The 12,596-nt window shown below is 70.2% G+C and carries 11 protein-coding genes; 7 read left to right on the forward strand and 4 right to left on the reverse strand.

Translation table 11 applies throughout. The features are described from left to right. The first annotated feature begins 111 nt into the window (after positions 1–111). From pcaDC to AC5DRG_RS42295, 5 genes are all read left to right on the forward strand, one after another. Entirely contained in the window at positions 112–1,410 is a 1,299-nt protein-coding gene (gene pcaDC, locus AC5DRG_RS42275) for a bifunctional 3-oxoadipate enol-lactonase/4-carboxymuconolactone decarboxylase PcaDC (RefSeq protein ID WP_491805158.1), read from the forward strand. A 70-nt stretch (positions 1,411–1,480) separates the two neighbouring features. After that, complete coding sequence (locus tag AC5DRG_RS42280; RefSeq protein ID WP_491805159.1) at positions 1,481–2,116, forward strand: MBL fold metallo-hydrolase; 636 nt, start codon at positions 1,481–1,483, stop codon at positions 2,114–2,116. A 30-nt stretch (positions 2,117–2,146) separates the two neighbouring features. Next, positions 2,147–2,926, forward strand: coding sequence for an exodeoxyribonuclease III (locus AC5DRG_RS42285; RefSeq protein ID WP_491805160.1), 780 nt, complete (start codon positions 2,147–2,149; stop codon positions 2,924–2,926). 94 nt (positions 2,927–3,020) lie between these two features. Next, on the forward strand, positions 3,021–3,461 hold the full coding sequence (locus AC5DRG_RS42290) for a DUF6278 family protein (protein ID WP_491805161.1): 441 nt from the start codon (positions 3,021–3,023) through the stop codon (positions 3,459–3,461). 135 nt (positions 3,462–3,596) lie between these two features. After that, positions 3,597–4,340: an amino acid ABC transporter ATP-binding protein gene (locus AC5DRG_RS42295; protein ID WP_491805162.1), complete on the forward strand. Its 744-nt coding sequence runs from the start codon at positions 3,597–3,599 to the stop codon at positions 4,338–4,340. 59 nt (positions 4,341–4,399) lie between these two features. On the opposite strand, the gene AC5DRG_RS42300 is transcribed toward AC5DRG_RS42295, so the two are convergent. Next, positions 4,400–5,968, reverse strand: coding sequence for a CocE/NonD family hydrolase (locus AC5DRG_RS42300; RefSeq protein ID WP_491805163.1), 1,569 nt, complete (start codon positions 5,966–5,968; stop codon positions 4,400–4,402). A gap of 156 nt (positions 5,969–6,124) precedes the next feature. After that, the gene (locus tag AC5DRG_RS42305) at positions 6,125–6,883 is read right to left on the reverse strand and encodes a hypothetical protein (protein WP_491805164.1); all 759 of its coding nucleotides are present in this window, start codon (positions 6,881–6,883) and stop codon (positions 6,125–6,127) included. 127 nt (positions 6,884–7,010) lie between these two features. On the opposite strand from AC5DRG_RS42305, the gene ggt reads away from it, so the two are divergent. After that, positions 7,011–8,810, forward strand: a complete 1,800-nt coding sequence (ggt, locus tag AC5DRG_RS42310; RefSeq protein ID WP_491805165.1) for a gamma-glutamyltransferase — start codon at positions 7,011–7,013, stop codon at positions 8,808–8,810. Between the two features lie 6 nt (positions 8,811–8,816). On the opposite strand, the gene AC5DRG_RS42315 is transcribed toward ggt, so the two are convergent. Together AC5DRG_RS42315 and map are read right to left on the reverse strand one after the other, a co-directional pair. Continuing rightward, positions 8,817–11,363 carry an ATP-dependent Clp protease ATP-binding subunit gene (locus AC5DRG_RS42315; protein WP_491805166.1) on the reverse strand — a complete coding sequence of 849 codons (2,547 nt, stop codon included), beginning with the start codon at positions 11,361–11,363 and terminating at the stop codon, positions 8,817–8,819. 170 nt (positions 11,364–11,533) lie between these two features. Beyond that, positions 11,534–12,301 (reverse strand): type I methionyl aminopeptidase, encoded by a 768-nt coding sequence (gene map, locus AC5DRG_RS42320; RefSeq protein ID WP_491805167.1) that lies wholly within the window; start codon positions 12,299–12,301, stop codon positions 11,534–11,536. Positions 12,302–12,333: 32 nt separating this feature from the next. Here map and AC5DRG_RS42325 point away from each other — a divergent pair, with 32 nt between their 5' ends. After that, positions 12,334–12,585: a helix-turn-helix domain-containing protein gene (locus AC5DRG_RS42325; protein WP_491805168.1), complete on the forward strand. Its 252-nt coding sequence runs from the start codon at positions 12,334–12,336 to the stop codon at positions 12,583–12,585. Positions 12,586–12,596 lie beyond the last annotated feature (11 nt).

Here is a 12,596-nt window from a genome sequence, read left to right on the forward strand (position 1 = left end):
ACGGCATCCGGTGAAGGCGCTGTGAGCGTTCGCGGGTGATATGCGGGAGCCGGGTGTGGGGACTGGGGGTCCCGAGGCCGGAGGTTCAGAAAAGGCGGTTAGCGTGGAGCGGTGAGTGAGACGACGCCTGCCCTTCAGTACCGCCTCGACGGCCCGGAAGACGCCCCGGTCCTCATCCTCGGCCCGTCCCTCGGGACGACGTGGCACATGTGGGACCGCCAGGTGCCGGAGCTGGCGAAGCAGTGGCGTGTCTTCCGGTTCGATCTGCCGGGACACGGCGGCGCCCCCGCGCACCCGGCCGACGCGGTCGCCGACCTGGCCACCCGGCTGCTCGTCACGCTCGACGGCCTGGGCATCCAGCGCTTCGGCTACGCGGGCTGCGCGCTGAGCGGCGCGGTCGGCGTCGAGCTGGCCCTGCGCCACCCCGAGCGGCTCGCCTCGCTCGCCCTGATCGCCGCCTCGCCCCGCTTCGGCACGGCCGACGAGTTCCGCCAGCGCGGCGTGATCGTGCGCACGAACGGGCTCGACCCCATCGCGCGTTCGTCCCCAGAGCGCTGGTTCACGGGTGGGTTCGCCGCCGCCCAGCCGGCGATCACCGAGTGGGCCGTGCAGATGGTGCGCACCACCGACCCGGGCTGCTACATCGCCGCCTGCGAGGCGCTCGCCTCCTTCGACGTACGGGCCGAACTCGCCCGCGTCGGCGTGCCGACCCTCGTCCTCGTCGGCTCGGACGACCAGGTCACCGGCCCCGCCGAGGCCCGCACTCTGGTCGCCGGCATACCGGACGCCCGCCTCGCGGTCGTACCCGGCGCCTCTCACCTGGTCCCGGTCGAGCAGCCCGCGGCCGTCACCGACCTCCTGGTCCGGCACTTCTCCACCGCGTGGCAGCCCGCCTTCGACTCCACCACCGGCCAGATGGCGATCCCGGCGGCCCCCGTCAAGCCGGTCCTGGCCGCCTCGCCCCCGCAGGCGGCGCCCATCGCCGAGATCGCCCCGCCCATCGCCGTACCGTCGCACGGCATGGGGAGACCGGACCCGTACGACGCCGGGATCAAGGTCCGTCGCGAGGTGCTCGGCGACGCGCACGTCGACCGGGCGCTGGCGCAGGCCGACGAGTTCTCCGGGGACTTCCAGGAGTTCATCACCCGGTACGCGTGGGGCGAGATCTGGGACCGGCCCGGCCTCGACCGGCGTTCGCGCAGCTGTGTCACCCTCACCGCGCTGGTCGCGGGCGGTCACCTGGAGGAGCTCGCCTTCCACGTCCGCGCCGCCCTCCGTAACGGCCTCACCCCGGTCGAGATCAAGGAGGTGCTGCTGCAGGCCGCCGTCTACTGCGGGGTGCCGGCGGCGAACAGCGCGTTCAAGGTGGCCCAGCAGGTCATCCGCGAGGAGACGACCCCTACCGAGTGATCGTCATCCGGGTAGGGAAAGCACCCGGCTCGACTGCCCACGGCCCAGTGCCGCGAGGCAGGATGGACCCATGAAGCTGACCAAGAAGTCGCACGCCTGCGTCCGCCTCGAAAAGGACGGGCAGACGCTCGTCCTCGACCCCGGAGTGTTCAGCGAGGAGGACGCCGCGGCCGGCGCCGACGCGATCCTCATCACTCATGAACACCCGGACCACTTCAGCGAGGAGCGGCTGCGTACGGCCATGGAGGCCAATCCGGCCGCCGCGATCTGGACCCTCAAGTCGGTCGCGGACAAGCTCGCGGCCGCGTTCCCCGGCCGCGTGCACACGGTCGGCCACGGCGACACCTTCACCGCCGCGGGCTTCGACGTTCAGGTCCACGGCGAACTCCACGCGGTGATCCACCCCGACATCCCGCGCATCACCAACGTCGGCTACCTCGTCGACGGCGGCCGCGTCTTCCACCCCGGCGACGCCCTCACCGTCCCCGACCACGCCGTGGAGACGCTGATGCTCCCGGTCATGGCCCCCTGGAGCAAGATCTCCGAGGTCATCGACTACGTCCGCGAGGTCAAGCCGCAACGCGCCTACGACATCCACGACGCCCTCCTCACCGACCTCGCCCGGCCGATCTACGACAACCAGATCGGCGCCCTCGGCGGCGCGGAGCACCTGCGGCTGGCGCCGGGGGAGAGCACGGCTCTGTGAGTGTCAGTGCCGCCCGGTAGGTTGTGAGGCATGCGCATCGCCACCTGGAACGTGAACTCGATCACCGCCCGCCTGCCGAGGCTGCAGGCCTGGCTGGAGAGCAGCGGCACGGACGTGCTGTGCCTCCAGGAGGCCAAGCTCGCCGAGGAGAGCTTCCCGTTCGAGCAGCTGCGCGAGGCGGGTTACGAGGCGGCGGTCAATGCGACGGGGCGGTGGAACGGCGTCGCGGTGATCTCCCGAGTGGGCCTGGAAGACGTCGTCAAGGGGCTGCCCGGCGACCCCGGCTACGACGGAGTCGAGGAGCCCCGCGCCATCTCGGCGACCTGCGGCCCGGTCCGCGTCTGGTCGGTGTACGTGCCGAACGGCCGCGAGGTGGACCACCCCCACTACGCCTACAAACTCCAGTGGTTCGAGGCCCTCAAGGCGGCCGTCGCCGGTGACGCCGCGGGCAGCCGCCCCTTCGCGGTCCTCGGCGACTACAATGTCGCCCCGACCGACGACGACGTCTACGACGTGGCCGCCTTCGAGGGCCTCACCCATGTCACCCCGGCCGAGCGCGCCGCTCTGGCAAGCCTCCGCGAGGCCGGCCTGTCGGACGTCGTCCCGCGTCCCCTCAAGTACGACCACCCGTACACGTACTGGGACTACCGCCAGCTCGCCTTCCCCAAGAACCGCGGCATGCGCATCGACCTGGTGTACGGCAACGAGCCGTTCGCCAAGGCGGTGACGGATTCGTACGTGGACCGCGAGGAGCGCAAGGGCAAGGGCGCCTCGGACCACGCGCCCGTCGTGGTGGACCTGGACGTGTAGGACGGGTGGCCCTGCGGGGCGGATCCGTCAACACGCTCATGACATCGGCGTCCGCACTCGTGCGCGAAGGGCGTGCGGATGCCAGTCTGGGTGTATGAACATCCCTTTCCTCGGTAACGGGCGCAAGAAGCGTGAGGCCGCCCGCGACGCGGCGCTCTCCGGCGACGACGCCTCCGATGCCGAGGGGGTGGCCGGCCTGCTCTCCGAGTGCGAGCTGCTGCGCTCGCAGGCCGCCCGGGAGGGCATCCAACTCGACGACACCGCGGCCTCGTTGGAGGCGCTCGACCAGCTGGTGCCGCGCTGGCGGGATGACGAAGAGGTCCTGCCCTGGCTGGGCAACGACGCCGGTCTCTATCTCGGCACGGTCATCGTGCGCACCGTCCCCGGCGCGGTCTGGGAGGTCTGGTCCAGCGGCGGGCCCGTCGTACGGCTCGCGTCCGGCCGTGAGTTCGACGTCGTCGCCTCCGGGCGCGAGTGGGCCGCGAGCGGGGTGCCCGAGCTCTCCCAGCTGTACGCGGAGGTCTCGGAGGCCTGAGCCGTCGGTGTCACCGGGCGTAAGTGCGCCGTAAATACGGCTAATGACCGAAAAGTGCGTGTCGTGTATCAACTCCCCCCTTGTCTGGATAGTTTGCGGCAACCACACCACAGCTGAGAGTGAGTAGGGCTGGGCATGGCCGTCGATCCGTTGATCGAAATGCAGGACGTCAACAAGCACTACGGGGAGTTGCATGTCCTCCAAGACATCAACCTCACCGTCGGCAAGGGGGAGGTGGTCGTGGTCATCGGCCCTTCGGGTTCGGGCAAGTCGACACTGTGCAGGACGATCAACCGGTTGGAACCCATCGAGTCCGGCACGATCAAGCTCGACGGCAGACTGCTGCCCGAGGAGGGCAAGGATCTCGCCAAGCTCCGCGCCGAGGTCGGCATGGTCTTCCAGTCCTTCAACCTCTTCGCCCACAAGACGGTGCTCCAGAACGTCTCGCTGGCCCAGATCAAGGTCCGTAAGCGCAAGCGGGACGATGCCGACAAGCACTCACGCGAACTCCTGGACCGCGTCGACCTGGCCGACCAGGCGCCCAAATACCCGGCGCAGCTCTCCGGTGGCCAGCAGCAGCGCGTGGCCATCGCCCGCGCCCTCGCCATGGAGCCCAAGGCGCTGCTGTTCGACGAGCCCACCTCCGCCCTCGACCCGGAGATGATCAACGAAGTCCTGGAGGTCATGCGGCAGCTGGCGCACGAGGGCATGACCATGGTCGTGGTCACCCACGAGATGGGCTTCGCCCGCTCGGCCGCCAACCGCGTCGTGTTCATGTCCGACGGCCGCATCATCGAGGACCGCACCCCTGACGAGTTCTTCACCGACCCGCGCAGCGACCGTGCCAAGGACTTCCTTTCCAAGATCCTCAAGCACTGAGCCGACAGGGCCCGGGGGCAGCAGTCACAGAGCCGGGCCGGGCCGGCAGCAGCCGGAGATCACTGCTCGCGCAGCGGAACCGACACGTACGACGGGTCGTTCGCCGGTGAGGAGAAGGTCAGCTGTGCGCCGGACGGGTTGTGCTCGATGTAAAGCGGGTCGACCGTGTCGACGACCAGGGCGAGACGGTGCCCTGCCGGGACGTCGTAGGCCGTGGAGAACAACTCCAGGCCGATGTCGAACGGCTTGCCGGGCGTGAGCCCGTGCCAGGTGTACGGCGCGTTGCTGACCAGCTTGCCGAGGCCGAGCGGGCCCACGTCGTAGAGGTACGCGACGAGGGTTCCGCTCTCCTCGGTCGGGGTGACCGTCGTATGCAACTCGGCTGTGCCGCGCACCTGTTGGGCCGTCGTGTACTTCTCCGACTGCCACACGGCCGCCCAGCGGCGGGGGAGCAGGGGGATCGAGGCCATCGGGGGCAGCTGGGCCACCTGGTCGAGAAGGCTGGACAGCAGGACGATCCCGCCGTCCGCCCCGGAGTCGACGTTCGCGCGGATCGTGGTCGTGCCGGCGAGGGTGATCTTCCTGCTTGTCGCGCCGACCGACTTCCAGTCCGGGTAGCCTTCGTAGCCGCCCGTGGAACGGGACTTGAGCTGGACCGGCTGCTCGCGGTCGATGCCGTTGTCCTCGCCCTTGAGGTAGTGGTCGAACCAGCGCTCGGTGTCGGTCCACACGTCGTTGGGGAGGCCGAGGAGTCCGGTGATCTCGGCGGTGGCGTGGTCGCCGGGGCGGAACTCCAGGCGCTTCGGGACGGTCAACTTCTCGTAGAAGTCGGCGTTCTGGTTGGCCGGGAAGATCGTGTCGCCCCAGGCGCCCGCGAGCATGATCGCCGCGCCGTTCTTGTTGATCTGGTCGACGTAGGTCGCGGCTGAGCGTTTCTTCCCCCAGGCGATCATGTCCTGCTCCTTCGCCAGGTTGGAGCCGTAGAGATCCTTGAACAGCTGCTTGAGTTCGGCGCTCTGGCGGCCGGTCACCGTGCTGGCGACGTCCAGCAGAGCGGCCGCCTGGGTGTGCTGGGTGCGGCCCGAGTAGATCGAGCCGATCAGATCGGCCCAGCCGCTCAGCGAGGCCACGGCCTTGATGCGCTTGTCGTGCGCGGCGGCCAGCAGGCTGATGCCGGCGCCGTAGGAGACGCCCGCCATGCCGATGTGCCGGGAGTCGGAAGGGGTGTTGGCGAGCGCCCAGTCGATCACCTTGGACGCGTCGGCTATGTCAGGAGGGCCCGCCACTTCTATCTCGCCGCCGGACTGCCAGAAGCCGCGGACGTTGTAACTGACCACGATGTAGCCGGAGTTCGCGAGCTTCTGGGCCTGGGCGAGGTACTGGACCTGGGGGAACCCCCAGCTCGTGGGCAGCACCAGCAGGGGGTAGCGCTGGGTGGCACCGGCGCCCGCGGGCGTGACGACGTTCGCCTTGAGGACCGTGCCGCCGTCACCGGTGATGTCGACGAACCGGACGTTGTTCGAGGCGGCTTGTGCGGCGGGCGCGAGCCCGAGAACGCCACCGGCGACCAGCGCCGCGGAGACGGCGCCCACGGCGGTCGTACGCAGGGCCCTGCGATGGTGTCCCACGGGTCACTCCTACTCGTGTCAACTGCAAAGTGACCCGACGGTAACCGCGAGGACTTACCGCAAGTAACCCGTCGGTAAGTTACGTGCGAGTAACGATTGGTGTGACGGCCATGGATCCGGTCGTCCGGTGCGGATCCGGTGGGGAGTTGGCGCTCCTCAGGTCGCCTTGTGCGAGGCGCGGGTCGGTGCGGGTGTGGGCAGGGGCGACTGCGCCGACCGCGTCACATCGGCGACGACCTCGACGACATCCGGACCGTACGCCTGGGAGTTGACGACCTTCAGCAGCAGTACGAAGGAGCTGTTGCCGTGCTTGCGGGCCAACCGCTCGTGGTTGCGGGCGAGATAGCGGGTCGCGGCCTGGTTGGTGATCGCGCGCTGGCCGCAGAAGAGGAACACCGGCCGCGCCTCGCGGGTCTGGCCCGCGGTGAGCCGGGCCAGCAGCACGTACTCGCCCTTGCCCGCCTCAAGGCGGTAGCGCTCGCTGCCTATCTGGAAGGCGCCGCGATCCGGTCCCGGCTCGGCGTCGACGTTGACGCGGATGCCCGGCAGCAGGGAGTGGAGGTGCGCCGCCATACGGCGATTGGAGGCCGGCCCGCCCACACAGAACTCCGTGCGCTCACCGAAGCCCTGCTGCGCGGCGTCGTGCGCGACGACCTGGGCGTGCGCGTTGCAGTCCTTGATGAGCGCGGCCAGTTCGAGGAGGGCGAACACGTCGTGCCGCATCACCGTGAGTTCGGGACCGCCGGCCTCGCGGTTGACCACGAGCAGGGACTCGGAGTTGTCGGGCAGCCCGAAAAAGGCCTGCTTGCGGCGGAGCTTCCGCTTCCACAGGTAGGTCCGGGCCAGCCAGCCGAGCCCGGCACTGATGCCGGCGGCCACCAGGCCCAGAACGATGTTGCGCAGGTCGTCATTCATGGGCGCGCATGGTAGCGGGCTCATGTGTACCCGTGTTGGCGCGCGTGTTCGAGAAGGCCTGAGATGGGTCCTGACGAGGCCATGGCAATGCAATAGGCTGCGCGGACGGTCCTTACTGGAGGTGCGGATGCGTCGTCCTGTAGCGCGGAAGCTGGCGGTTCTGGCGGTTTCGGCCACCGTGGTGTCGGTCGGGGCGGCAGCCCCACCCGCCGCAACGAGCGGCACCCCGAGCAAAGTTCCGGTCGCCGTCGGTTACGGCGGTGCGGTCGCCAGCGTCGACGCGGACGCGTCCGCGGCCGGCATCGAGGTTCTGCGCAAGGGCGGCAACGCGGTGGACGCCGCCGTCGCCACGGCCGCCGCGCTCGGCGTCACCGAGCCCTACTCCTCCGGCATCGGCGGAGGCGGCTACTTCGTCTACTACGACGCCAAGTCCCGTTCCGTGCACACGATCGACGGCCGCGAGACCGCGCCCCTGACCGCCGACGCCAACCTCTTCGTCGAGAACGGCCAGCCGCTCGCCTTCGCCGACGCCGTCAGCAGCGGCCTCGGCGTCGGCACCCCGGGCACGCCGGCCACCTGGCAGACCGCACTCGACAAGTGGGGCAGCAGACAGCTCGGTACGGTGCTGAAGCCCGCCGAGCGGATCGCCCGGGACGGCTTCACCGTCGACGACACCTTCCGCGCGCAGACCGCGCTGAACGAGACCCGCTTCCGCTACTTCCCGGACACGGCCGACCTGTTCCTGCCCGGCGGCGCCCTCCCGGTGGTCGGCTCCACCTTCACCAACCCGGATCTCGCCGAAACCTACGAGGAGTTGGGCAAGAAGGGTGTCGGCGCGCTGTACCGCGGCGACCTCGCCGAGGACATCGTCGACACCGTCAACAACCCGCCCGTGGACGCCGGTTCCGGCTGGAACGCCCGCCCGGGCAAGCTGTCCGCCGAGGACCTCGCGGCCTACCGCGCCAAGCTCCAGGCGCCCACGAAGACGTCGTACCGCGGCCTCGGCGTCTACTCCATCGCGCCCTCCTCCTCCGGCGGCACCACAGTCGGCGAGGCGCTCAACATCCTTGAGAACACCGACCTTTCGAAGGCGAGCGAGGTGCAGTACCTGCACCACTTCATCGAGGCCAGCCGGATCTCGTTCGCGGACCGGGGGCGCTGGGTCGGCGACCCCGCCTTCGAGGACGTACCGACGAAGGAACTGCTCTCGCAGTCGTACGCCGACTCGCGCGCGTGTCTCGTCAAGGACGACGCGGTGCTCACCAGCCCGCTCGCGCCCGGCGACCCGCGCGACCCGGCGGCCTGCGCCACCGGAGGCACGGCGGCGCCGACGACGTACGAGGGGGAGAACACCACGCATCTGACGGTGGCCGACAAGTGGGGGAACGTCGTCTCCTACACGCTCACCATCGAGCAGACCGGCGGCAGCGGTATCACCGTCCCCGGGCGCGGGTTCCTCCTCAACAACGAGCTGACCGACTTCTCCTTCACCGCCGCGAACCCGGCCGTGCACGACCCGAACCTGCCCGGCCCGGGCAAGCGGCCGCGCTCGTCGATCTCGCCGACGATCGTCCTTGACCAGCACAACAAGCCGGTCGTCGCGCTCGGTTCGCCCGGTGGCGCGACCATCATCACCACCGTGCTGCAGACCCTGACGGAGTTCCTGGACCGCGGGATGCCGCTCGTCGACGCGATCGCGACGCCGCGCGCCAGCCAGCGCAACCAGACCACCACCGAGCTCGAACCGGGCTTGTGGAACAGCGAGTTGAAGACCCAGCTGGAGGCCATCGGGCACGGCTTCCGGCTGAACGCCGAGATCGGCGCCGCGACCGGTGTCCAGCGGCTGCCGAACGGACAGTGGCTCGCGGCGGCCGAGACGGTACGGCGGGGCGGCGGCTCGGCGATGGTCGTGTACCCGGCGTCGTAGAGCGGGTCACAGCGGGACGGGCGGCTCCGGCGTACGGGAACGGAACGCGAGCCGCTCGTCCGCCACATCCACCGTCACCGCTTCGCCCTCCTTGATCCGGCCGTCCAGGAGCAGCCGGGAGAGCTGGTTGTCGACCTCCCGCTGGATGGTCCGGCGCAGCGGGCGGGCGCCGTACTCGGGCTGGTAGCCGCGCCGGGAGAGCCAGTCGACGGCCGGGTCGGCGAAGTCGACGGTGATGCCCTGCGCGTGCAGCAGGCGGCGGGTCTTCTCCAGCAACAGGTTGGTGATCTGCCGCAGTTGCTCGGCTGTGAGCTGGCGGAACACGACGATCTCGTCGATGCGGTTGAGGAACTCGGGCCGGAAGTGCTGGCGCAGCGGCCGCAGGATCTGCTCGCGCCGCGCCTCCTCGTCGGCGTCCTCGCCGCCCGCCCCGAAGCCGACGCTCGCACCACGCCGGGTGATCGCCTCGGAGCCGAGGTTGCTGGTCATCACGATGACCGTGTTGGTGAAGTCGACCGTGCGGCCCTGGGAGTCGGTGAGCCGGCCGTCGTCGAGGACCTGGAGCAGGATGTTGAAGACGTCCGGATGCGCCTTCTCCACTTCGTCGAGGAGGAGGAGCGAGTACGGGTGCCGGCGCACGGTCTCGGTGAGCTGACCCGCCTCCTCGTGGCCGACATAGCCGGGCGGGGCGCCGACCAGACGGCTGACCGTGTGGCGTTCCTGGTACTCGCTCATGTCCAGTCGGACCATGCGCTCCTCGCTGCCGAACAGGGACTCCGCGAGCGCCCGCGCCAGTTCGGTCTTGCCGACGCCGGTCGGTCCGAGGAACAGGAAGCTGCCGATCGGGCGGTCCGGGCTGCCGAGTCCGGCCCGGGAGCGCAGCACCGCGTCGGCGACCGCGCCGACCGCCTCGTCCTGGCCGATCACCCGCTCGTGCAGATGCTCCTCAAGCCCCAGCAGGCGGTCCTTCTCCTCCTGGGTGAGGCTGCTGACCGGGATTCCGGTCAGCCGGGACACCACCTCGGCGACGGCCTCGGCGGTCACCTCCAGATGCAGCCCCTCGTCGACCTCGGGTTGGCCGGTCGCCTCCTCGATCCGCCCCTTCAGCTCGGTGACGCGGTCACGCAAGCGCGTTGCCTGCTCGTACTGTTCGTCCGCGACAGCCTGGTCCTTGTCCCGGGTCAGCTGCTCGACCTCGCGCTCCATGGCCCGTACGTCCGTGCCCTTCGTCCGGGACCGCAGCCGCACCCGGGCACCGGCCTGGTCGATCAGGTCGATGGCCTTGTCGGGCAGCCGGCGCTCGGTGAGATAGCGGTCGGACAGCTCCACGGCCGCCACCAGCGCCTCGTCGGTGTAACGGACCTGGTGGTGGGCCTCGTAGCGGTCGCGCAGCCCGCGCAGGATCTCGATCGTGTCCGGGACGGACGGCTCGGGCACCAGGATCGGCTGGAAGCGGCGGGCCAGCGCCGCGTCCTTCTCGATCCGCCGGTACTCCTCCAGCGTGGTGGCGCCCACGATGTGCAACTCGCCGCGCGCCAGCGCCGGTTTGAGGATGTTGCCGGCGTCCATCGACCCGCTCTCGCCACCTCCGCCCGCGCCCACGACCGTGTGCAACTCGTCGATGAAGATGATGAGTTCGTCCGAGTGGGCGCGGATCTCGCCCACGATGTTGTTCATCCGCTCCTCGAAGTCGCCCCGGAAACGGGTGCCCGCGACCACACCCGGCATGTCCAGCGCGACGACCCGGCGGCCGATGAGCACGTCCGGCACATCGCTGTCGGCGATGCGCTGGGCCAGGCCCTCCACGATGGCCGTCTTGCCGACGCCCGCGTCGCCGATCAGCACCGGGTTGTTCTTGCCGCGGCGGGAGAGCACCTCGATGGTCTGCTCGATCTCCTCGTCCCGGCCGATCACCGGGTCGATACGGCCCTGCCGCGCGTCCTCGGTGAGATCGCGGCCGTACTTGTCGAGGGTGGGGGTGGCTGTCGTGCGCGGTCGTTCGGTACGGGTCTGTGGGGCGTCCGGCGCCTCGGGCGGCAGCCCTGCGGGTGCGAAGCGGGCCGCGCTGAGGATGTGGCCGGCCGCGGAGTCGGGGTTCGCGGCCAGGGCGCCCAGCACGTGCTCGGGGCCGATGTAGCCGGCGCCGCTCGCCCGTGCCAGGTCGTGTGCGTCCAGGAGGGCGCGTTTGACGGCCGGGGTCAGGGCGAGCGACGTCGGCGGCGGGGCCTCCTCCGGGGTGTGCTGGACCGGGCCCGAGCGCTCGTCGATCTCCGTCGCCAGCGAGTCGGGGTCCGCGCCGGAGCGGCTGAGCAGGCTCCGGGTGGGCTCGCTGGAGAGTGCCGCGCGCAGCAGGTGCTGGGTGTCCAGGTCGCGGCTGCCGTGTTCGGCGGCGTACTGGGCCGCGCCCCGGACCAGGTCTCGGGCCGGTTGGCTCAGGAGGCGGCCGATCTCTATGTGCCGGGGACCTTGGCGGGGGCCGCCGAAGAAGCGGGCGAGGAATTCTCCGAAGGGGTCGGGACCGAGGCCCTCCGGGCCGGTGAAGCCGCTGGTCATCGCAGTTCCGTTCCGCTGACGATGTTCCGGTGCCTGTAGACCACCATGGCATGGGTGGTGTCCGGGGGCATGTGCAGGAACGCCTGCGGTTCGGGGTGCGTGTGTTGTCTGGCAGGTGCGGGTCCGTTGTGGCTGGTTGCGCAGTTCCCCGCGCCCCTGGCGGAACTGGTCTACCGCTCCGTCAAGATCCGCGGGCCCGTCTCCGTGATTGCCACCGTGTGTTCTGCGTGGGCTGCTCTGGAGCCGTCGTTTGTGCTGAGGGTCCAGCCGTCCGGCTTTTCGTGGTAGCCGTCCTTGCCGCCTCCGATCAGCATGGGCTCGATTGCCAGGGCCATGCCGGCGCGGAGGGGGAGGCCTCGGCCGGGGCGGCCCTCGTTGGGGACCGGGGGGTCCTCGTGCATGCGGCGGCCGATGCCGTGGCCGCCGAAGCCTTGGGGGATGCCGTAGCCGGCGGCGCGGCACACGGTGCCGATGGCGTGGGCGATGTCGCCGATGCGGTTGCCCACGACGGCCGCCTCGATGCCCGCCGCGAGGGCGCGTTCGGCCGTTTCGATCAGGCGTACGTCCGCCGGGCGCGGCCTGCCCACGATGAAGCTGATCGCCGAGTCGCCCACCCAGCCGCCGAGTTCGGCGCCGCAGTCGATGGAGACGAGGTCGCCGTCGCGCAGCCGGTAGCCGGTCGGGATGCCGTGCACGATCGCGTCGTTCACCGAGGCGCAGATGACGGCGGGGAACGGGGTGGGGGCGAAGGAGGGGCGGTAGCCGAGGAAGGGGGATGTCGCGCCCGCCTCGCGCAGTACCCCGCGCGCCACCTCGTCCAGCTCCAGCAGGGATACTCCCACGTCAGCGGCCTTTCGCGCGGCCGTCAGGGCCTGCCCCACGACCTGGCCGGCCTCGTACATGGCGTCGAGAGATGTGTTCGTCTTGAGTTCCACCATGCCAATTACTATACCGGTATTAGAATGACGGCATGGTACGGAACCCACTGACCCCCGAAGAGCGCGAACGCGGTGAGCGGCTCGGCAGGCTGCTCCGCGAGGCCCGCGGCGGTCGCAGCATGATGGAGGTCGCGACGGGTGCGGGCATCTCCGCCGAAACCCTGCGCAAGATCGAGACCGGGCGGGCGCCGACTCCGGCCTTCTTCACCGTCGCGGCCCTGGCGGGGGAGTTGGGGCTGTCCATGGACGAACTCATGGTCGCCTGTGCGCCCGTGCCTGTCTGAAATCCGTCCAC

Source organism: Streptomyces sp. JLBG701, assembly GCF_058544905.1.